This is a genomic window from Helcobacillus massiliensis (assembly GCF_033106145.1).
Classification (GTDB): domain Bacteria; phylum Actinomycetota; class Actinomycetes; order Actinomycetales; family Dermabacteraceae; genus Helcobacillus; species Helcobacillus massiliensis.
In genome coordinates this window covers 1,809,213-1,827,550 of record NZ_CP136959.1, presented here as the reverse complement: position 1 = coordinate 1,827,550, position 18,338 = coordinate 1,809,213, and the positions used below count along the sequence as shown (strand labels likewise).

General features: G+C 69.5%; 16 protein-coding genes. 8 read left to right on the top strand and 8 right to left on the bottom strand.

Annotated elements, in window-relative coordinates:
* The first annotated feature begins 13 nt into the window (after positions 1 to 13).
* A complete protein-coding gene (gene cls / locus R3I40_RS08490; RefSeq protein WP_239373824.1) occupies positions 14 to 1,516 on the top strand; it encodes a cardiolipin synthase in 1,503 nt (500 codons plus the stop codon).
* A 3-nt stretch (positions 1,517 to 1,519) separates the two neighbouring features.
* Here the strand turns inward: cls and R3I40_RS08485 are convergent, their stop codons facing one another.
* Entirely contained in the window at positions 1,520 to 2,281 is a 762-nt protein-coding gene (locus R3I40_RS08485; protein WP_183377093.1) for a hypothetical protein, read from the bottom strand.
* A gap of 186 nt (positions 2,282 to 2,467) precedes the next feature.
* Here R3I40_RS08485 and thiM point away from each other — a divergent pair, with 186 nt between their 5' ends.
* The 6 genes from thiM to R3I40_RS08455 all read left to right on the top strand — a co-directional run bounded on the left by thiM (position 2,468) and on the right by R3I40_RS08455 (position 9,130).
* Positions 2,468 to 3,334 carry a hydroxyethylthiazole kinase gene (gene thiM / locus R3I40_RS08480; RefSeq protein ID WP_285261755.1) on the top strand — a complete coding sequence of 289 codons (867 nt, stop codon included), beginning with the start codon at positions 2,468 to 2,470 and terminating at the stop codon, positions 3,332 to 3,334.
* The gene (gene thiE, locus R3I40_RS08475; RefSeq protein ID WP_285261756.1) at positions 3,324 to 4,031 is read left to right on the top strand and encodes a thiamine phosphate synthase; all 708 of its coding nucleotides are present in this window, start codon (positions 3,324 to 3,326) and stop codon (positions 4,029 to 4,031) included. Before thiM ends, thiE begins: the two co-directional genes overlap by 11 nt.
* 5 nt (positions 4,032 to 4,036) lie before the next feature.
* Positions 4,037 to 4,882, top strand: a complete 846-nt coding sequence (gene thiD / locus R3I40_RS08470) for a bifunctional hydroxymethylpyrimidine kinase/phosphomethylpyrimidine kinase (protein WP_285261757.1) — start codon at positions 4,037 to 4,039, stop codon at positions 4,880 to 4,882.
* Complete coding sequence (locus tag R3I40_RS08465) at positions 4,879 to 5,601, top strand: TenA family protein (protein WP_285261758.1); 723 nt, start codon at positions 4,879 to 4,881, stop codon at positions 5,599 to 5,601. The genes thiD and R3I40_RS08465 overlap by 4 nt, the downstream gene beginning before the upstream one ends.
* Before the next feature lie 99 nt (positions 5,602 to 5,700).
* Positions 5,701 to 7,851, top strand: coding sequence for a prolyl oligopeptidase family serine peptidase (locus R3I40_RS08460; RefSeq protein ID WP_285261759.1), 2,151 nt, complete (start codon positions 5,701 to 5,703; stop codon positions 7,849 to 7,851).
* A gap of 4 nt (positions 7,852 to 7,855) precedes the next feature.
* Complete coding sequence (locus tag R3I40_RS08455; protein ID WP_285261760.1) at positions 7,856 to 9,130, top strand: alpha/beta fold hydrolase; 1,275 nt, start codon at positions 7,856 to 7,858, stop codon at positions 9,128 to 9,130.
* On the opposite strand, the gene R3I40_RS08450 is transcribed toward R3I40_RS08455, so the two are convergent.
* The 4 genes from R3I40_RS08450 to ddaH all read right to left on the bottom strand — a co-directional run bounded on the left by R3I40_RS08450 (position 9,071) and on the right by ddaH (position 15,111).
* On the bottom strand, positions 9,071 to 10,639 hold the full coding sequence (locus R3I40_RS08450) for a DUF2079 domain-containing protein (protein WP_285261761.1): 1,569 nt from the start codon (positions 10,637 to 10,639) through the stop codon (positions 9,071 to 9,073). The genes R3I40_RS08455 and R3I40_RS08450 overlap by 60 nt on opposite strands.
* Before the next feature lie 207 nt (positions 10,640 to 10,846).
* Positions 10,847 to 13,228, bottom strand: a complete 2,382-nt coding sequence (gene ppsA / locus R3I40_RS08445) for a phosphoenolpyruvate synthase (protein ID WP_259923284.1) — start codon at positions 13,226 to 13,228, stop codon at positions 10,847 to 10,849.
* A gap of 31 nt (positions 13,229 to 13,259) precedes the next feature.
* Positions 13,260 to 14,114, bottom strand: coding sequence for a pyruvate, water dikinase regulatory protein (locus tag R3I40_RS08440; RefSeq protein ID WP_183377101.1), 855 nt, complete (start codon positions 14,112 to 14,114; stop codon positions 13,260 to 13,262).
* Between the two features lie 190 nt (positions 14,115 to 14,304).
* The gene (ddaH, locus tag R3I40_RS08435) at positions 14,305 to 15,111 is read right to left on the bottom strand and encodes a dimethylargininase (RefSeq protein WP_246371017.1); all 807 of its coding nucleotides are present in this window, start codon (positions 15,109 to 15,111) and stop codon (positions 14,305 to 14,307) included.
* A 92-nt stretch (positions 15,112 to 15,203) separates the two neighbouring features.
* On the opposite strand from ddaH, the gene R3I40_RS08430 reads away from it, so the two are divergent.
* Positions 15,204 to 15,635 (top strand): Lrp/AsnC family transcriptional regulator, encoded by a 432-nt coding sequence (locus R3I40_RS08430; RefSeq protein ID WP_239373804.1) that lies wholly within the window; start codon positions 15,204 to 15,206, stop codon positions 15,633 to 15,635.
* Here the strand turns inward: R3I40_RS08430 and R3I40_RS08425 are convergent.
* The 3 genes from R3I40_RS08425 to R3I40_RS08415 are packed head-to-tail and all read right to left on the bottom strand — an operon-like array spanning position 15,627 to position 18,277.
* Positions 15,627 to 16,646 carry an ABC transporter substrate-binding protein gene (locus R3I40_RS08425; protein ID WP_239373801.1) on the bottom strand — a complete coding sequence of 340 codons (1,020 nt, stop codon included), beginning with the start codon at positions 16,644 to 16,646 and terminating at the stop codon, positions 15,627 to 15,629. The two genes, R3I40_RS08430 and R3I40_RS08425, sit on opposite strands and share 9 nt — an antisense overlap.
* A 48-nt stretch (positions 16,647 to 16,694) precedes the next feature.
* Positions 16,695 to 17,516, bottom strand: coding sequence for an ABC transporter permease (locus R3I40_RS08420; protein WP_285261762.1), 822 nt, complete (start codon positions 17,514 to 17,516; stop codon positions 16,695 to 16,697).
* Positions 17,513 to 18,277, bottom strand: a complete 765-nt coding sequence (locus R3I40_RS08415; protein ID WP_285261763.1) for an ABC transporter ATP-binding protein — start codon at positions 18,275 to 18,277, stop codon at positions 17,513 to 17,515. Before R3I40_RS08415 ends, R3I40_RS08420 begins: the two co-directional genes overlap by 4 nt.
* Positions 18,278 to 18,338 lie beyond the last annotated feature (61 nt).

The window sequence follows — 18,338 nt, the reverse complement described above, 5'->3', positions numbered from 1 at the left end:
GAGGCCCCGCGCCGTGAACGAACTGATCGCCGCCGTGAAGCCGGCCGTCACCTGGCTGATCGATGCGCTCCCGGTCATCCTGCTGATCATCGACGCCGCCCTGCGCGTCACCGCGCTGATCGTGGTTCCGCGCAACCGACGCCCCGGCTCCGCCATGGCCTGGCTGATGACCATCATGGTGTTCCCCATGCTGGGCTTCCCCCTCTTCCTGCTGCTGGGCCGCGCCCAGCTGCCGCGCAAGCGCCGCGCGAAGCAGAAGATCCTCAATCGCCTCGCCCGCGCACGCGCCGAGGACATCCCCGACGCCCACATCGACCCGGAGCAGCCGTCCTGGCTGCAGTCCGCCGTGGACCTCAACCGCGAACTCGGCGCGTTCCCCCTCACCAGCGGCAACGACGCCGACCTCGAGATCGACTACGAGGAGTCGATCCGCCGCATGACCGCGGACATCGACAGGGCCGAGGACACCGTGCACGTGCTCTTCTACATCATGGTGCTCGATCACGTCACCGAGGACTTCATCGCCGCCCTCGCCCGTGCCCGTGCCCGCGGCGTCCGCGTGCGCGCCCTCTACGACTTCTGGGGAACCGTCACTCACTTCACCCATTACCGGAGGATGAAGCGCTTCTTCCGGGACCACGATATCGAGAACTACTCGATGATGCCGATCCGTCCGTTCCGCGACGGCGCCCTGCAGCGCCCCGACCTGCGCAACCACCGCAAGCTCGTGGTGGTGGACGGCCGCATCGGCTGGATGGGGTCGCAGAACATGATCGCCCGCCACTACAACAAGCGCGGCAACATCCGGCGCGGCCTCAAATGGCAGGAGACCATGGTGCGCTTCCGCGGACCGATCGTGGCGGAGATCAACATCCTGTTCGCCACCGACTGGTTCTACGAAGCCAGTGAGCAGATCACAGAGGCGGAGCTGATGCCCCCCGGCGGGATCGACGACGAATGCGGCACCTACGAATGCCAGGTGGTGCCGTCCGGTCCCGGCTATGTCGCCGAGAACAACCTGATGCTGTTCAACCACCTCTTCTACAACGCGGAGCGGAAGATCGTCGCTGTCTCCCCGTACTTCGTGCCGGACGAGACGATGCTGCAGGCCCTCATCGTGGCGGCGCGCCGCGGTGTCGAGATCGAACTGTTCGTCTCCGAGATCGGGGACCAGTTCCTCGTGTTCCACGCCCAGCGCTCCTACTATTCGGCGCTGCTGGAGGCGGGAGTGACGATCTGGATGTACCGCAAGCCGTACATCCTGCACGCCAAGCACGTGTCCGTGGACGAATCGGTCGCCGTGATCGGCTCCTCCAACATGGACATCCGCTCGTTCTCGCTGCAGATGGAGTCCTCCATGATGGTGGGGGACAACGGCTTCCTCACGAAGCTGCGCGCAGTGGAGGACGAGTACCGGCAGAACTCCCGTCAGCTCACCGTCGAGGAATGGGAGTCCCGCTCCTGGGCGGTCAAGGTCATCGACAACATCTGCCGCCTCGCATCCGCCGTGGTGTGAGCGTCACTTCGCCGTGAAGGTCTTCTGCGCCTGCTCCATGGCCGCCACCGAGTCCTTGTCCGCCGTGTTCGCCACGGTCAGCAGCGTGTAGCTCTTCTTCGATCCCTTCAGCACCGTGGACACCACCGTCAGCGTCACCGGATCGCCCGTGTCGGAGTCGGTGAGCTCAATGGTGGCGGTGGAGCGGAACCCGTCGGCCCCGTTGAGGCTGACCGGCTCCGTGGCGCGGTCCGTGACCGAGTGCCCGCGCGCATAGTCGTCCAGCGGCAGGGAGGAGGCGATCATGCAGTCCACCATGCGTTCCGCGGCCTGCTCATCACCGGGGTAGTCGATGCCGGGCTGCCAGGCGGTCTGCCCGAGCTGCACGAACGACGGCCACTGCTTGTGCTTGCCGTACCCGGCGCGGTAGCTGATGCTCCCCATGAACGGGCCGCGCGGGCGCATCAGACTCCTATCGAACGCGCCGCCCCAGTCGCTCGGCACGGTTGCGGTGCTGTCCTGGCTGGACAGCGTGCCGGACTGCGATACCTTCGGGTTCGAATCGTTGCGCAGGTAGCAGTACAGGGCGGTCACCTCGCCCGTCGTCGGCGGGGGAGCGCTCGAAGACGGCGATGCCGACGGGGAGGTGGGCGACGCCGTCGGCGACGGGTCGGGCCGGCCGGAGAAGCCGAGGATGAGGCCGCCGATGGTCAGGACGAGGACCGCGGCGATGGCGAAGGCGATACCGCCGACCAGCAGCGGTTGCGGGCGGGCGGTTGAGCTCATGGTGTCCCCTCATCGACGATCGGTTCGTCCTGATTCTGCCATGACAGCGGGGCCGGCGGGGCGGGCAGACCCACCCGTCGGAACACCCAGTCAACGGGCACCGCCCCGGGTAGTGTGGACGGAGCGCGGGCGAGCCGCGCCCGAGACCGCGTCCGCACCCCGTGAAAGGCACCGCAGCCCACCGCCATGCCCACCAGCCAGCACCTCGCCGCCCAGGACCTGTCAGCCCGCCTCGACCCGATGCGTCAGGCGGCCCCGCTCGTCCACTGCCTCACCAACACGGTCGTGCAGACCGTCACCGCGAACGCGCTGCTCGCTGCCGGAGCCGCTCCCGCCATGGTGGACCACCCGGAGGAGGCGGGAGTGTTCGCCGGCGTCGCCGGGGGCGTCCTCATCAACACCGGCACCATCGCCCCGCACCAGGTGCAGTCCATGCCGATCGCCGCCCGCGCCGCGAACGACGCCGGCGTGCCCTGGGTGCTCGACCCGGTCGCCGTCGGCTTCCTCCCCGTCCGCACCGGCCTCGCCGCCGACCTCCTGGAGCTCGGCCCCACCGCCATCCGCGGCAACGCCTCCGAGATCGCCGCGCTCGCCGGCATGGGGGAAGGCGGCCGCGGTGTCGACTCCGTGGACTCCAGTGAGGATGCGATCCCCGCCGCCGCTGAACTCGCCCGCCGCACGGGCGCCGTGGTCGCCGTCTCCGGCGCCCGCGACATCATCGTGTGGGTCGAGGAGGCCGACGGGGCCAGCACCGGCGAGGTCCGCACCCTCGCCATCGACTCCGGCAGCGACCTGATGCCTCGCGTCATCGGCACCGGCTGCGCGCTCGGCGCCCTCGTCGCCGCCTACCTCGCCTCCGTCGCCGGCGAGGGGCCCAGCGCCCGCCTGTGGGCGGCGGCCGTCGGCGCCGCCCACGCCCACAGCTCCGCCGCCGGCCGCATCGCCGGCCGCACCCACCAGCAGCCCGGCTCCTTCGCCGTCGGCTGGATGGACGCCCTCTCCTCCCTGGACGCCGCCGCCCTCATCGACGAGGTGAGCGTCAGTGAGCTCTGAGCAGCGCCGCCCCTCCCGCGAGCGGGCCGCCAGTGCCGACTGGGCGCTCTACTTCATCACCGACACCGCCCTCGCCGGCGGCCCCGACCAGGTCGTGCAGCAGGTGCGCGACGCCATCGACGGCGGCGCGCACGTCATCCAGGTGCGCGACAAGCACCTCGACGACGCCGCCTTCCGCGACCTCGCCGCAGCTGTCGCCGCGGCCGCCCGTGAGAAGGGCGAGGAGGTGGGCCGCCGCATCGACGTGTTCGTCAACGACCGCGTCGGCATCGCCGCGGAGCTCGGCCTGAACGTGCACGTCGGCCAGGGCGATGAGGACCCCGCCGCGGTCCGTGAGGCCGTCGGCCCCGCCGCCATGATCGGCGTGTCCTGCTCCCGCCGCGAGCACCTGGAGGCGGCGATCGCCGCCGGCCACTGCGACGTGGTGGGCCTCGGCCCCGTCTGGGCGACCCCCACCAAGACCGACGCCGACGTTCCGCTCGGCACCGACGGCCTCGCCGCGCTCGCGGCCCGCGCCCACGAGGCCGGGCTGAAGGCCGTCGCGATCGGCGGGGTCACCGCCCGCACCGCCGCCGACGTCGCCGCCACCGGGGTGGACGGCGCCTGCGTGGTCTCCGCCATCGCCGGGTCCGACGACCCCGCCCTCGCCGCCACCTTCGTCCGCCGTGAATTCGTGATGAACCAACCCCTGGAGTGACACCTATGCGCCCGCCCATCGCCCTCACCATCGCCGGCAGCGACCCCTCCGGCGGTGCCGGCATCCAAGCCGACCTCAAGACCTTCTCCGCCCTCGGCGTGTACGGCACCGCGGTGATCACCGCGCTCACCGCCCAGAACACCGACGGCGTCACCGGCGTCCACATCCCGCCCGCCGACTTCGTCAAGGAGCAGCTCACCACCCTCCTCGACGACGTCATCATCGACTCCACCAAGATCGGCATGCTCGCCAACGCCGATGTCGCCAGCGCCGTCGCCGACGTCATCGAAGCGCGCCGCGAGGACTTCGGCACGATCGTGCTGGACCCCGTCATGGTCGCCACCTCCGGCGACTTGCTGCTCGACGAGGAGGCCGCTCGCGTCCTCGCCACCCGCCTGCTGCCGCTCGCCGACGTGGTCACCCCCAACATCCCCGAAGCGGCGTTCCTGCTGGAGCAGAACCCGGCGACCTCCGCGGAGGAGATGCACACCCAGGGCGAGGCCCTGCGCGGCCTCGGCGCCCGCACCGTCCTCGTCAAGGGCGGCCACCTGCGCGGCTCCGAAGTGGTCGACGTGTTCGTCCACGAGCACGGCACCGAGCTGCTGCGCGGCGTCATGTTCGACACCCGCAACACCCACGGCACCGGCTGCACCCTCTCCAGTGCCATCGCTGCCCAGTTCGCTCGACTCGCCGCCACCGAGCACGGCGACGACCTGACCGTCATGGCCTCCGCCCGCGAATTCCTCGCCTCCGCCATCGAGCACGCCATCGACTGGGAGATCTCGAAGAAGCCCGAGACCGGGCACGGTCCCACCAACCACCTCATCACCGTCGGGAGCGATCGCCTGTGACCACCGAGACGACCGAGCATCTGCAGCCCGCCGGGGAGCACACGGCCCGCATGTGGGAGCAGACCGCGGACATCCGCGCCCGCATCGAACAGCTGCCGTTCCTCACCCAGCTGGCCGACGGGACCCTCGACCCCGAGAAGTTCGCGTACTACATCGGCCAGGACACCCACTACCTCGACGACTACCAGCGCGCCATGCTGCTGATCGCCGCCCGTGCTCCCATCGCCGAGGAGATGCGGTTCTGGGCGAAGTCCGCGGTCGGCGCCATCGCCGAGGAGAAGGAGATGCACAAGGCGCTCTCCACCGATCGGACGCTGCAGCAGTTCGACCTCACGAACGTCCAGAAGGCCCTGCCCACGTTCGCGTACGGCTCGTACCTGGTCGCCTCCGCCGCGACCGATCCGTATCCGGTGGCGGCCACCTCGGTGCTTCCCTGCTACTGGATCTTCGCCGACGCCGGCCGCCGCCTCGCCGCCACCGCCGCCGTGGTGAAGGAATCCGGCGCCGACCACCCCTACGCAACCTGGGCGCACGCCTACGGCGACGAAGGGTTCCAGTCCATCACCGGGCAGGCCATCGCGATCGTGGAGCGCGCCCTCACCGAAGCCACCGCCGCTGAACGCGACGACGCGATGGAGGCGTTCCGCCGCGCCACCCGCCTGGAGGAACTGTTCTGGGAGGCGCCGATGGGCGGCGAGGACATCCGCCGTGTCGTCTGAGACCGTGCCGACGGGGACGCACTCCGTGGAGGCGACCGACGCCGGCCGCGACATCACCCGATTCGCCGATCACCGCACCGGCACCACCAAGGAGCAGCCATGACAGCCCCGAACCGCCCCGCCCTGCCCTCCGCCGACGGCACCGAGGATCCGCACCTGTGGCTCGAAGACGTCACCGGTGAGGACGCCCTCGCCTGGGTCACCGACCGCAGCCGCGCTACCGAAGCCGGGCTCGACCAGAACCCCCTCACCGCGCAGCTGCACGGCGAGATCCGCGACATCCTCGACGCCGCCGACCGCATCCCCGCCGTGGTGAAGCGCGGCGAGCACCTCTACAACTTCTGGACCGACGCCGACCACGAGCGCGGCCTGTGGCGGCGCACCACCCTCGAGCAGTTCCGCAGCGACGACCCCGAGTGGGAGGTCCTCCTCGACCTCGACGCCCTCAGCGCCGAGGAGGACCGCACCTGGGTGTTCCACGGCGCCCAGCTGCTGCGCCCCGCCGACGGTGAGCCGTGGCGCCGCGCCCTCATCTCCCTCTCCGACGGCGGCAGCGACGCCGACGAGACCCGCGAGTTCGACCTCGTCACCCGCGCCTTCGTGCCGGAGTCCGAGAAGCCGTTCCACCGCCCCGCCGCGAAGGGCTCCATGTCCTGGATCGACGAGGACACCGTCTGGGTCTCCACCGACTTCGGTGAGGACACCATGACCACCTCCGGCTACCCCCGCCAGGTGCGGCTCCTGCAGCGCGGCCAGGCGCTCGAGGACGCCGCGCTCGTGCACGAAGCCGACCCCACGGACATGGTCGTCGCCGCCGTCCACGACTCCACACCCGGCTACGAACGGGACTGGGCGGTCACCATGCACGCCTTCTACTCCAACACCACCTACGCGGTGGACCGCACCGAAGCGCCGCCGCGCCTCAGCGCCATCGACAAACCGGACGATGCCACCTTCTCCGCCTGGCGCGACATCGCCGTGTTCGACCTCCGCTCCGACTGGGAAGTGGGCGATGAGGTGCACCCGTCGGGCTCCCTCCTGGTGGCTCCCGCCGATGACGTCCTGCGCGGCGACTTCACCCCCACCGCGCTGTTCACCCCGACCGCCACCTCCTCCCTGCAGGGCCTGACCATGACCCGCAGCTGCCTCATCCTCACCATCCTCGAAGACGTGCAGCACCGCCTCGAAGTGCTCCACCGCGACGAGGACGGCGCCTGGGTCCGCGAAGACCTCTTCAACGAGCTCAGCGGCACCATCAGCGTCGCCGCCGTCGACTCCGACGTCTCCGACGACATCTGGGTCACGGTCGAGGACTTCATCACCCCCACCACCCTCATGCTCGCCGACCTCGCCGGCGTGCCCACAGGGGAGGGGCCCGGCGACCTTGAAGTCATCAAGTCCACGCCTGCTCGCTTCGAGGCCGACGGGCTCCAGGTGACCCAGCACTTCGCCACCTCCGAGGACGGCACCCGCATCCCCTACTTCGAGGTCTCCGCCGCGGACGATGCGGACCCCGAGGACGGCGAGGCACCCGTCGGCCCCGCCCCGACGCCCACCCTGCTGTACGGCTACGGCGGCTTCGAGATCTCCATGACCCCCGGCTACGCCGCCGCCGTCGGCCGCGCCTGGCTGCAGCGCGGCGGCACGTACGTGGTCGCGAACATCCGCGGCGGCGGCGAATACGGGCCCGCCTGGCACCGCGCCGCCCTGCAGGAGAAACGCCACCGCGCCTACGAGGACTTCGCCGCGGTGGCCCGCGATCTCATCGACCGCGGCGTCACCACCAGTGACCAGCTCGCCGTCCGCGGCGGCTCCAACGGCGGCCTCCTCACCGGCAACATGCTCACCCAGTACCCCGAGCTCTTCGGCGCCGTCGTCATCCAGGTGCCGCTGCTGGACATGAAGCGCTACAGCCACCTGCTGGCCGGCGCATCTTGGATGGCCGAATACGGCGATCCCGACACCGACGACTGGGAGTTCATCCGCACCTTCTCCCCGTACCACCTGCTCTCCGAGGACGTGGACTACCCGGAGACGTTCGTGCTGACCTCCACCCGTGACGACCGCGTCCACCCGGGGCACGCCCGCAAGTTCACCGCCGCCCTCGAATCCCTCGGCGCCCCCGTGCGCTACTGGGAGAACGTGGAGGGCGGGCACGGCGGCGCCTCCACCTCCGACCAGACCGCCCGCATGAACGCCCTCATGTACACGTTCCTGTGGGAGACCATCGGGACCAGCAGGAAGAGCTGAGGCCATGGACGCTCAGGACCGCGCCAGTGCCGACGAATGGCTCTCCAGCCGCAACGACGTGATGACGGTGTACCGCGACGCCGTCGACGACGACCGCGACCACCTGTTCCCCCTGCGGTACGTCCGCGCCGGCTACGAATCCGACTACCCGCCGATCATGATCCTGCCCGGCGGCCCGGGCGTGGCCTCCGTGTTCCCCTACGAACTGGTGCGCCGCCTCGGCGCCTCCAAGGGCATGGACATCCTCATGATGGAGCACCGCGGAGTCGGCATGTCCCGCTCCGACGCCCGCGGCACCGACCTTCCCCCGGACGCGATGCGGGTGAACGCCGTCCTCGAGGACATGCTCGCCGTGCTCGACCACGCCCGCATCGAGAAGGCCGTCCTGTACGGCACCAGCTACGGCGGCTACCTCGCGCAGCGCTTCGCCCTTGCCCACCCCGACCGGGTGCACTCCCTCGTGCTGGACTCCCCGTTCACCTCCGTGGCCGACGAAGCCGCCCAGCAGCACGCCCTGCGCTCCCTGTTCTGGTACGGGGAGAACGTCCGCACCGAATCCGTCGCCCGCGTGATCCGCCGCCTCGTCGAGGACGGCACCATCCCGGTCGAGGAGTCCGGGCCCGTCATTGCCGCCGTCCACCAGTACGGCGGCCTCAGCTCCGTGCGCGACATCGTGGACCTCCTCGTGCTCGGCCGCGGCCGCCTCACCTGGACGTCCGTGTACCAGGCGCTCGCGGCGACCGAAGCGCTGCCGTCCACCCCGTTCGTGCTGGAGCGCGACCTCGTGGACCGCATCGCCTCCACCGAACTCGGCTTCGGCCACCTCGCCGACGGGCAGCCCCTGGACCCGCTGGCCCTCACCGCGCTGCGCGCGAAGGAGTACGAGCCGTTCGCGGGGGAGGCGTTCGACCTCGAACGGGAGCGCACCGCGATCACCGCCCCCACGCTCGTCATCACCGGGGAGCGGGACCTGATGATCCCCGCCTCCCGGTCCCGCCTCGCCGCCGAACAGATCCCCGGTGCCCGGTTCCTGTCCGTTCCGGGCCTCGGGCACAGCCTGCTGGACTCCCATGCACAGCTCGCGCTGATGGCGGCGATGTGGACCGCCGCCGGCGCCATCGACCCGTTCCTCGAGAAGGACACCAGCAGCCTCAAGCGCATCCCCGTCAACGAGCTGATCGCCCGCGGCATCACCGCTGCGCTGCTGGCGGAGCGGCACTCACCGGTCAGACTGTGGGCGGGACGCAGGCGCGGGCCGCTCCCACCCCTGAGGAGCTGACTGCTGGCACCACACTGAGTAGCGGTCATTGCTGAACCGCTGCTCGAAGACGGTGTTCCAGCGGTCCTCCAGCCACACCTGCTGCTGGGCGGGGGACTGGTTCAGCACCCACTGGTCCACCAGGGCGCAGTACGGGGCGCGCTGGTTCGGGCCGTGCAGCCACTGCACCTGGTGGTCCACGGTCAGCGGCGCGAGCGTGGAGATGTCCGAGGCGACCTGTGTGCCCGGCGGCAGAGCCGCCATCGCTTCGCGCGCCTGCTGCGCCTGCTCACTGACGGACCACCGGTCGGGCTCCGCGAGCTGCAGCACCGGCATGGTGGGACCGGCTGCGCCCGTGATGACCGTGGCGAGGGCCGCGAGCCCCAGGGGGAACGCCGCCGCCCTGGGCTGCAGGACCCACCGGGGGATGCGATGCGCCCACGCGGGGGAGGAGGAGCGCAGGCGGTCCGCGAACCGCGCGATTTTCGGCAGCGCGTCCAGCAGGGCGGCGAACGCGATCGGCATCAGCACGGCGCTGTAGTGCCACGTCCAGCCCCAGTAGTGCTCCACGTTCCCGGTCATCCGCCACGCCAGGGTGGGCAGCGCCAGCAGCACCAGCGGGGAGCGCAGCCCCACCACCCCGGTGGCGAGGATCAGCAGGCCGACGGTGGCCCACTTGATCGGGGGCCCGAACACGTCCAGGGCACTGCCGATGTTGTCGGTGTAGTCGAACTGCCCCTGCGGGTTCAGCGCCGGCAGGATCAGCAGCGTGGACAGCAGGAACCAGAAGACGCCCCATAGGGTCAGGCCGGCGCCGATGGTGAAGTCGCGGCGGGCGGCGATGTCCGCGTCCGAGCCGAAGCTGAGGGCGAGCTGCTTGACGGTGTTGGCGCGCCGGCCCGCTTCAGCGGACCGCTCCTGCAGCTCGCGTGCGTCCATGAGGGCTCGCACCGCGATGATGAGCCCGAGAATCGTGACGGTGAGGCCGAGGTCCTCCTTCACGAACACCAGCAGGCCCGCCCAGATCGCGGCGGTCATCATCCGGTGGCGGAGGTATGCGGTGAGGGAGAGGGCGAGCAGCGGCACCGCGAACGCGATCTCGTGGAACTGCACGATGTGCGCGGACTGCAGCCCGAAGGAGAACACGTACACGAAACCCGCCATCAGGCCGATCGTGCGGCCGAGCCGGTCGATCGCGAGGCGGGTGAGGGGGACGGCGCTGGCGGCCAGCAGCAGGGCCTGCAGAACCATCAGCGTGAGTGGTGAAGGGAACAGCGCCCACACCGGCCCGAGCAGCACGAGGATCGGGTGGAAGTGGTCGCCGAGGAGGTTGAAGTCATCACCCTTGATCGGCACGATCGGGGCGGACCCGCGGGCGTAGGCGGACGCGAGGGAGGAGAAGATGCCGAGGTCCCAGCTGGGGAAGTCGAATCGTCTCCACTGCTGGACCGACAGGGCCGTGTAGGCCAGGGCGGCGAGCAGAGCGGGGAGCATCGCCAGGAGGCGGTCGCGGGCGGCGGCCGGACGCACAGAGGACCTGTGAGAGTGCGGAGAGTCAACCATTTCGTGACATTCTGGCACGGGCTTCGCCGGGTGGATAGGGGGTCCTGTGGGCGAATCGTCGTTTCGGCATCGCAGCGGGACTTCTCGGGCCGTCCGGGCATGCGAATGGGCCGCACCCCGGAGGATGCGGCCCATTGAGGCGCAGGGTCGGCTGCGCGGTTCAGATGCGGGCGATCAGCCCTTCTTGCCGACCTTCGACAGCGCCACCCAGGTGTCCACCACGGTGTCCGGGTTCAGCGACATCGTCTCGATGCCCTGCTCCATCAGCCACTCGGCGAGATCCGGGTGGTCCGACGGGCCCTGGCCGCAGATGCCCACGTACTTGCCGGCGTCGCGGCAGGCGCGGATGGCGCGCTCCAGCATGAACTTCACGGCCGCGTTGCGCTCGTCGAACGCGTCGGCCACGAGACCGGAGTCGCGGTCGAGGCCGAGGGTCAGCTGCGTCATGTCGTTGGAGCCGATCGAGTAGCCGTCGAAGTGCTCGAGGAACAGTTCCGGCACCACAGCGTTCGAGGGGACCTCGCACATCATGATGACCTCGAGGCCGTTGTCGCCGCGCTTCAGGCCGTTCTCGGCGAGCAGGTCGGTGACTGCCTTCGCCTCCTCGGGGGTGCGGACGAACGGGATCATGACCTTGACGTTGGTCAGGCCCATTTCGTCGCGCACGTACTTGATGGCGTCGCACTCCATCTTGAAGCACTCCGCGAAGTCCTCCGACAGGTAGCGGGAGGCGCCGCGGTAGCCCAGCATCGGGTTCTCCTCGTGCGGCTCGTAGCGCGGGCCGGCGATGAGGTTCGCGTACTCGTTGGACTTGAAGTCGCTCATGCGCACGATCACGGGGTTCGGCGCGAACGCCGCCGCGATCGTGGAGACGCCCTCAGCGACGCGCTGCACGAAGAAGTCGCGCGGGGTGTCGTACGCCTCGATGAGGCCGCCCACCTGCTTCTTCAGGTCCGCGGGCAGGGAGTCGAACTCCAGCAGGGCGCGCGGGTGGATGCCGATCTGGCGGTTAATGATGAACTCCAGGCGGGCCAGGCCCACACCGGCGTTGGGGATGCGGGAGAAGGAGAACGCCTGCTCCGGGGTGCCCACGTTCATCATGATCTTCGTGGGGATCTCCGGCATTGCGTCCAGGGACGTCTCGGTGACGTCGAAGTCCAGCATGCCCTTGTACACGTAGCCGGTGTCGCCCTCGGCGGCGCTGACGGTGACCTCGTCGCCGACCTTCAGGTCGCTGGTGGCGGAGCCGGTGCCGACCACGGCGGGGATGCCGAGCTCACGGGCGATGATGGCCGCGTGGCAGGTGCGGCCGCCGCGGTTGGTGACGATCGCGGAGGCGCGCTTCATGATCGGCTCCCAGTCGGGGTCGGTCATGTCCGCCACGAGCACCTGGCCGGGCTCGAAGTCGTGCATCTCGTCGATGGAGTTGAGGATCGCGACCTTGCCGGCGCCGATCTTCTGGCCGATGGCGCGGCCCTCGACGAGCACCTCGCCGGAGTCCTTCAGCTTGAAGCGCTGGATGGCGCCGCCCTTGGCGCGGGACTGCACGGTCTCCGGGCGGGCCTGCAGCACGTAGAGGCCGCCGTCGGCCCCGTCCTTGCCCCACTCGATGTCCATCGGGCGCTTGTAGTGCTTCTCAATGGTGACGGCGTGGCGGGCGAGCTGCTCCACCTCGGCGTCGGTGAGGGACAGCTTCGGGCGCTCCGCCTTGTCGACGTCGACGAACTCGGTGGTCTTCCCGACCGTGGCGTCGTCGGTGTAGATCATCTTGGTCGCCTTCGCGCCGACGGAGCGCTTCAGCACCGCGGGGCGGCCCGCTTCGAGCGCCGGCTTGTAGACGTAGAACTCGTCGGGGTTCACAGCGCCCTGCACCACGCCCTCACCGAGGCCGTACGCGGAGGTGATGAACACGGCGTCGTCGAAGCCGGACTCCGTGTCCATGGTGAACATGACGCCGGAGGCGCCGATGTCGGAGCGGACCATCTTCTGCACACCAGCGGACAGGAGCACGTCGGTGTGCTCGAAGCCGTGGTGGACGCGGTAGGCGATGGCGCGGTCGTTGTAGAGGGAGGCGAACACCTCGCGGATGGCGGTGAGGACCGCGTCGATGCCGCGGACGTTGAGGAAGGTCTCCTGCTGGCCGGCGAAGGAGGCGTCGGGCAGGTCCTCAGCGGTGGCGGAGGAGCGCACCGCGAAGGACGCCTCCTCGCCGGAACCCGCGGCGAGCTCGTCGTAGGCGGTGCGGATGTCCTCTTCGAGGTCCTTCGGGAAGTCCTGGGTGATGATCGCGTCGCGGATCTTGGCGCCGCGTTCGGTGAGCTGGCGGGTGTTCTCGGTGTCGAGGCCGTCGAGGAGCTCGTCGATCTGGCCGGCCAGGCCGGTCTCTTCGAGGAAGCGGCGGTAGGCGTCCGCGGTGGTGGCGAAGCCGTTGGGCACGTTCACGCCGAGGTCGGCGAGGTTCTTCACCATTTCGCCGAGGGAGGCGTTCTTGCCGCCCACCTGGTCGACGTCCGACATGCCGAGTTCGCTGAACCAGCGCACGTTGGTGTTCGTCATAGAAATGACTCCTTCGTCTTTCTTGGTGCTCTCAGTGGTGGGTCCTGTGCGCAAGCCGCTGCAGGATGATGGCGGACATCTCCTCCACGGATTTTGCCGAGGAATCTACCACGGGGATGTTGTTCTTCTGGAACAGTCGCCGCGCGGAGGAGAGCTCGAAGTTGACCTGCTGCAGCGAAGCATATCGGGAGCCCTGGCGGCGCTCTTCGCGCACGGCGGCGAGGCGCTCGGGGGAGGAGATGAGACCGAACAGCTTCGGGCCGAGGTCCTTCAGCGGACGCGGCAGGTGATCGGTCTCGAAGTCCTCATCGACCAGCGGATAGTTCGCGACGAACAGCCCGTGCTGGAGGGCGAGGAACATGGAGGTCGGGGTCTTGCCGCAGCGCGACGGGGCCACCAGGATGACGTCGGCCTTCTCCAGGGCGCGCAGGGACTGGCCGTCGTCGTGCTCGATCGCGAACTCGATCGCCTGCATCCGTCGGTAGTAGGAGTCCATGTTGCCCACACCGTGCAGCTGGGACCGCAGGGAGGAGGAGCACACGCCGAGGGCGTTCTCCACCTTCTCCATGTGCGTCTCGAACAGGTCGATGATGGGGGCGCGGCACTCCACCAGCTGGCTGCGGATGTCGCGGTCCACGGCGGTGGAGAACACCAGTGGACCCTCCCCGGCCTCAACCAGGTCGTCGATCTCCTGGACGATCTGGTGCGCTTCCTCCGGGTTGGAGATGAAGGGGATGGTGGTGCGGTCGAACTTCAGGTCGGGGAACTGCACCAGCAGGGCGTTGCCCATCGCTTCGGCGGTGAGGCCGGTGGAGTCGGACAGGAAGAACACCGGGATGCGGCGCTTGTCGGCTTCGGGGCCGGCGCCTGGGGTGTCGGTGGACATGGTGCGGTGCTCCTCAGGGTGCGCGTCATTGCGGCGGGGGTGCCTTGAACATACCGCCTTTGGGTGCATGGACCCGGAGAACGGGCCGCTGGTTACGCGAGCATCACACCGGACACGGCCGACCCGCCCGTGCGTGACCGATTGAGTGCGCAATCGTCCAGCAGGGCGGGCCGGGTGCGGGCCGACGGGATCAGCGGCGCAGCAGCAGGGTGCAGCACTTGATGGAGCCGCCGCCCTTCAGCAGCTCCGGCAGGCCCACGGCGTGGGTGCGGTAGCCGGCGTCCTCCAGCTGACGGTCCAGGTCGGTGAGGCGGTCGGAGACCACGAGGTCGCCGCCGGTGCCGAACATGTTGAGGCCGAGCACCTCGGCGTCGGCGGCGCTGGCGTGGATCGCGTCCGGGAAGCGCTGATCAAGGAGCTTCAGGGACGGCTCATCGAACGCCTCCCGCAGGAACGCGACGTTCGGCCCGTCCTGCCCCTCGGCGCCCTCCAGCACGGTGAGGGCGGTGTCGAGGTGGTAGAAGCGCGGGTCCACCAGACGCAGCGACAGCACCTCGCGGTCGAAGATCCGGCGCAGTTCGTCATGGGATTCGATGGTGGAGCGCAGGCCCCAGCCGGCGAGGATCGTCTCGCCGGCCATCAGCATGTCGCCTTCGCCCTCGTTGACGTACTTCGGCTCGAAGACCTCGAAGCCGTGGGCGTCGAACCAGTCCATGTAGGCGGGGCCCTCGTCCACGCGCTCGGGGAAGGCGAACTTCGCTCCGTAGGCCTTGCCGTCGAGGGTGAACCCGCCGTTGGCGGCGTACACCATGTCCGGCAGACCCTCGACCTGGTCGATCAGCTCGATGTCGTAGCCGAGCTCGAGGTACTTCTCGTACAGCTTCTGCCATTCGGCGACGGCGATCTCCGCCTTCGCTCCCGCGCTCGGGTCCATCCAGGGGTTGATCTGGTAGCTGACGTCGAAGTGGGTGGGGCGGCACATGAGGATTGTTGTCATAGGACACATTGTGACAGCGGCCGCGCGCAATTGTTCCGTATCCGACGCACGTTCCGAGCGTCTTTTCGGGCATCGGCGCTACGATCATGCGCATGGATCAGATCGATGCTCGTGTGATCGGTGAGCTCAAGGCCAACTCCCGCATCGGCTACGCCGACCTCGGTGACGCCGTCGGCCTCTCCGCCTCGGCCGCGAAGCGCCGCGTGGACCGCCTGGTGGAACGCGGCATCATCACCGGCTTCACCATCACCCTCAGGTCCGAACGCAGCGCCACCACCACCGAAGCAGTGGTGGAGCTGTTCTGCCGCGGCACCGTCCCGCCTCAGGCCCTTGCCCGCGCCCTCTCTCAGGTGCCGGAGGTGGTGGAAGCATCCACCGTCACCGGCGAGGCGGATGCCCTCGTCACACTCCGCGCCCGCAGCGTCAGCGACCTGGAGACGGCGCTGGAGAAGGTCCGCGACCTCCCGAGCGTGGACCACACCCGCAGCGCCGTCATCCTCTCGCGCGTCATCGAATCACGCTGAGGCGGAGAACTTCTCGTCCACGAAGTCGGCGACCTTGAGCGGCTCGCTGTAGGACACCTGCTTCGCCTCCATCCACACCGCCTGCATCGCCTCCAGCTGCTCCGGCTGCGGCGCCAGGTTCGGCAGGTAGGTGTACATCGGGGAGGCCTTCAACACCTCGATCTTCTGGCCGGTGGCGTCCGCGAGGATCTGGTACACCTCGTCGGTCTGGGGGCCGTCGGCCGAGAGCTGCTGCGCCCCCTCGGTCAGTGCGGTGAAGAACTTCTGCGCCGTGTCGCCGGCCGCGAAGTCCTCGGAGAACATCACGCCGGTGCCGGTGACGCCCTTCGCCGGAACAGCGATGGGGGAGGCGATGCCGGCCTCCTCCATCGCCGAGGAGAAGGGGGCCGACGGGGTCGCCGCATCGATCGAGCCGTTCTCCAGCGCCGGCTGCTGGTCCGGGGTGGCGAGGTTGACGGCCTCGACGTCGTTCAGGGTCAGGCCCGCCTCCTTCAGCATCGCCGCGAGCAGGTAGCCGCCGGTGGCGCCGGGCCCGCCGGCCACACCGATCTTGCGGCCCTTGAGGTCCTTGACGTCCTTCACCTCACCGGAGTCCAGCAGCTTCTGCGACACCTCCAGGGCGGTGGGGGAGTTCTCGATGTCGCCGGGGGAGATGCCCATGGATCCGGCCACGGTGAACTTCACGCCTGAGTGCAGGGCGTTGAACATGCCGGCGGAGAACCCGGCGCACATGACGTCCAGCTGGTTGTTCGCGAGCATCGGCACACCGTCCTGGCCGGACTTCAGCGGCACCAGCTCGAGGGTGAGGCCGGCGTCGGCGAACTTCTTCGTCGCATCCGCTACGTACAGGGGCGCGAACAGGGACGACGGCAGGTGCCCCACGCGGATCGTGGAGGACCCGTCGGCCCCCTTCCCCTTGCCGGTGACGGCGGGGCCGCAGGCGGCGAGGGCGGCGGCAGCGGTGCCGGCGGCGGTGGCGGTGAGCAGAGAGCGGCGGGACAGAGCAGTCATGGCAGGTGGGGCCTTTCAGAGCGGGTCAGCAGGTGGATGCGGGGCGGGTCAGCGGCGGCGCCAGGGCAGCAGCAGTGTTTCGGAGCGGGTGATGACGAAGGTGAGGGCGGCGCCGATCACGCCGATCACCACCAGCCCCACGTACAGCTTCTCCGGGATGAACAGCTGCCAGGAGTTCCAGATCAGATAGCCGAGACCGGTGGTGGACGCACCGGTGAACTCCACCGCGGTGATCACCACCACGGCGGTGCCGGTCGCGGTGCGCAGACCGGAGAACACGAACGGCAGCGCGCCCGGCAGGATCACGTGGCGGAATCGGTTGAACCCGCGGGCGCCGTAGGCGCGCCCCGCTTCGTGCAGCTTCGGGTCGATCGCCCACACACCAGAGACCGTGTTGATCTGAAGGATGAAGAACGTCGTGATGAACACGGCCAGCAGCTTCGGCACCTCCGTGGGGCCGAAGATCATCAGCAGGATCGGAAAGATCGCAATCTTCGGCAGCGGGTACAGCGCCGCGAACAGGGGACCGAGGGCGGCGTTCAGTGCGCGTGAGGAGCCCATCAGCAGGCCGACCACCACACCGGCGACCGCGCCGAGACCGCCGCCGACCAGCAGACGCGCGAGCGTCGGCCCGGCGTGCGACCACAGCTCGCCGCTGGCGGCCATCTCGATGCCGGTCTGCAGGATCCGGGTCGGGGCGGGGAAGAACCGCGGGTCGATGATGAGGGCGCGGGCGCACACCTCCCACAGGACGAGCAGGAGGACGGGGCTCGCGACCGCGAGGGCCAGGTCCCGTCGGCGCAGGCGCGCCTCCTTCGTCCGCTGGGCCCGGACGGCCGCCTCGGTGCGGTCACGGCGTGTGATGCTCATCGGTCGGCTCCTTCCGCGGCGAGGGCGTCGTCACGCAGCGACTCCCAGATGTGCGAACGCATCTCGGTGTACTCCGGGGAGCGTTCGATGTCATGGCGGCGGGGCCGCTCGAACGGCACCGCGAGGTCCTCCTTCACCCGCCCCGGGCGGGCCGACATCACGAGGATCCGGTCGCTGAGCAGGATCGCTTCGTCGATGTCGTGCGTGACCATGAGGACGGTGGTGCGCTCCGCCTCCCACAGGGCCAGCAGCTCCTCCTGCATCAGCATGCGGGTCTGGGCGTCGAGCGCGCCGAGCGGCTCATCCATCAGCAGCAGCGGGGACCCGGTCGCGAACGCGCGCGCGATGGCGACGCGCTGCCGCATCCCGCCGGACAGCTGGTGCGGGTAGGCGGTGGCGAACTGCTCGAGCCGCACCCGCTGGATCCAGTCGTCGGCGATGCGGCGCCGCTCCGCCTTCGGCATCCCGGCCATCTTCAGGCCGAACGCGACGTTGTCCCGCACCGTCATCCACGGGAACACTCCGTGCTCCTGGAACACGAAGGCCGACGGCATCGTCTCCACCGTCCCGGTGGTCGCCTCCTCCAGGCCGCCGACGAGGCGCAGCAGCGTCGACTTTCCGCCACCGGAGGGACCGACGATGCAGGTGAACGACCCGGGCTCCAGGTCGATGGAGACGTCCTCCACCGCCCACGTGGTGGTCGGTCCGGACACGAACGCCTTGGACAACTCGGTGGTGCGGACAGCTGGGGCTTCGGGCATCGATCGATCTCGCAGAGGGTGCAGTGGGGCGGACAGGATGAGGAGGGAATGCTGTCATCGT

What these genes read in the sequence shown, in the direction of transcription:
- R3I40_RS08460 (WP_285261759.1), top strand. Translation starts at nt 5,701, where the DNA reads ATGACAGCCCCGAACCGCCCCGCCCTGCCCTCCGCCGACGGCACCGAG.
- ddaH (WP_246371017.1), bottom strand. Translation starts at nt 15,111, where the DNA reads ATGACAACAATCCTCATGTGCCGCCCCACCCACTTCGACGTCAGCTAC.
- R3I40_RS08455 (WP_285261760.1), top strand. Translation starts at nt 7,856, where the DNA reads ATGGACGCTCAGGACCGCGCCAGTGCCGACGAATGGCTCTCCAGCCGC.
- R3I40_RS08415 (WP_285261763.1), bottom strand. Translation starts at nt 18,277, where the DNA reads ATGCCCGAAGCCCCAGCTGTCCGCACCACCGAGTTGTCCAAGGCGTTC.
- R3I40_RS08420 (WP_285261762.1), bottom strand. Translation starts at nt 17,516, where the DNA reads ATGAGCATCACACGCCGTGACCGCACCGAGGCGGCCGTCCGGGCCCAG.
- R3I40_RS08430 (WP_239373804.1), top strand. Translation starts at nt 15,204, where the DNA reads ATGGATCAGATCGATGCTCGTGTGATCGGTGAGCTCAAGGCCAACTCC.
- ppsA (WP_259923284.1), bottom strand. Translation starts at nt 13,228, where the DNA reads ATGACGAACACCAACGTGCGCTGGTTCAGCGAACTCGGCATGTCGGAC.
- R3I40_RS08440 (WP_183377101.1), bottom strand. Translation starts at nt 14,114, where the DNA reads ATGTCCACCGACACCCCAGGCGCCGGCCCCGAAGCCGACAAGCGCCGC.
- thiM (WP_285261755.1), top strand. Translation starts at nt 2,468, where the DNA reads ATGCCCACCAGCCAGCACCTCGCCGCCCAGGACCTGTCAGCCCGCCTC.
- R3I40_RS08485 (WP_183377093.1), bottom strand. Translation starts at nt 2,281, where the DNA reads ATGAGCTCAACCGCCCGCCCGCAACCGCTGCTGGTCGGCGGTATCGCC.
- thiD (WP_285261757.1), top strand. Translation starts at nt 4,037, where the DNA reads ATGCGCCCGCCCATCGCCCTCACCATCGCCGGCAGCGACCCCTCCGGC.
- R3I40_RS08425 (WP_239373801.1), bottom strand. Translation starts at nt 16,646, where the DNA reads ATGACTGCTCTGTCCCGCCGCTCTCTGCTCACCGCCACCGCCGCCGGC.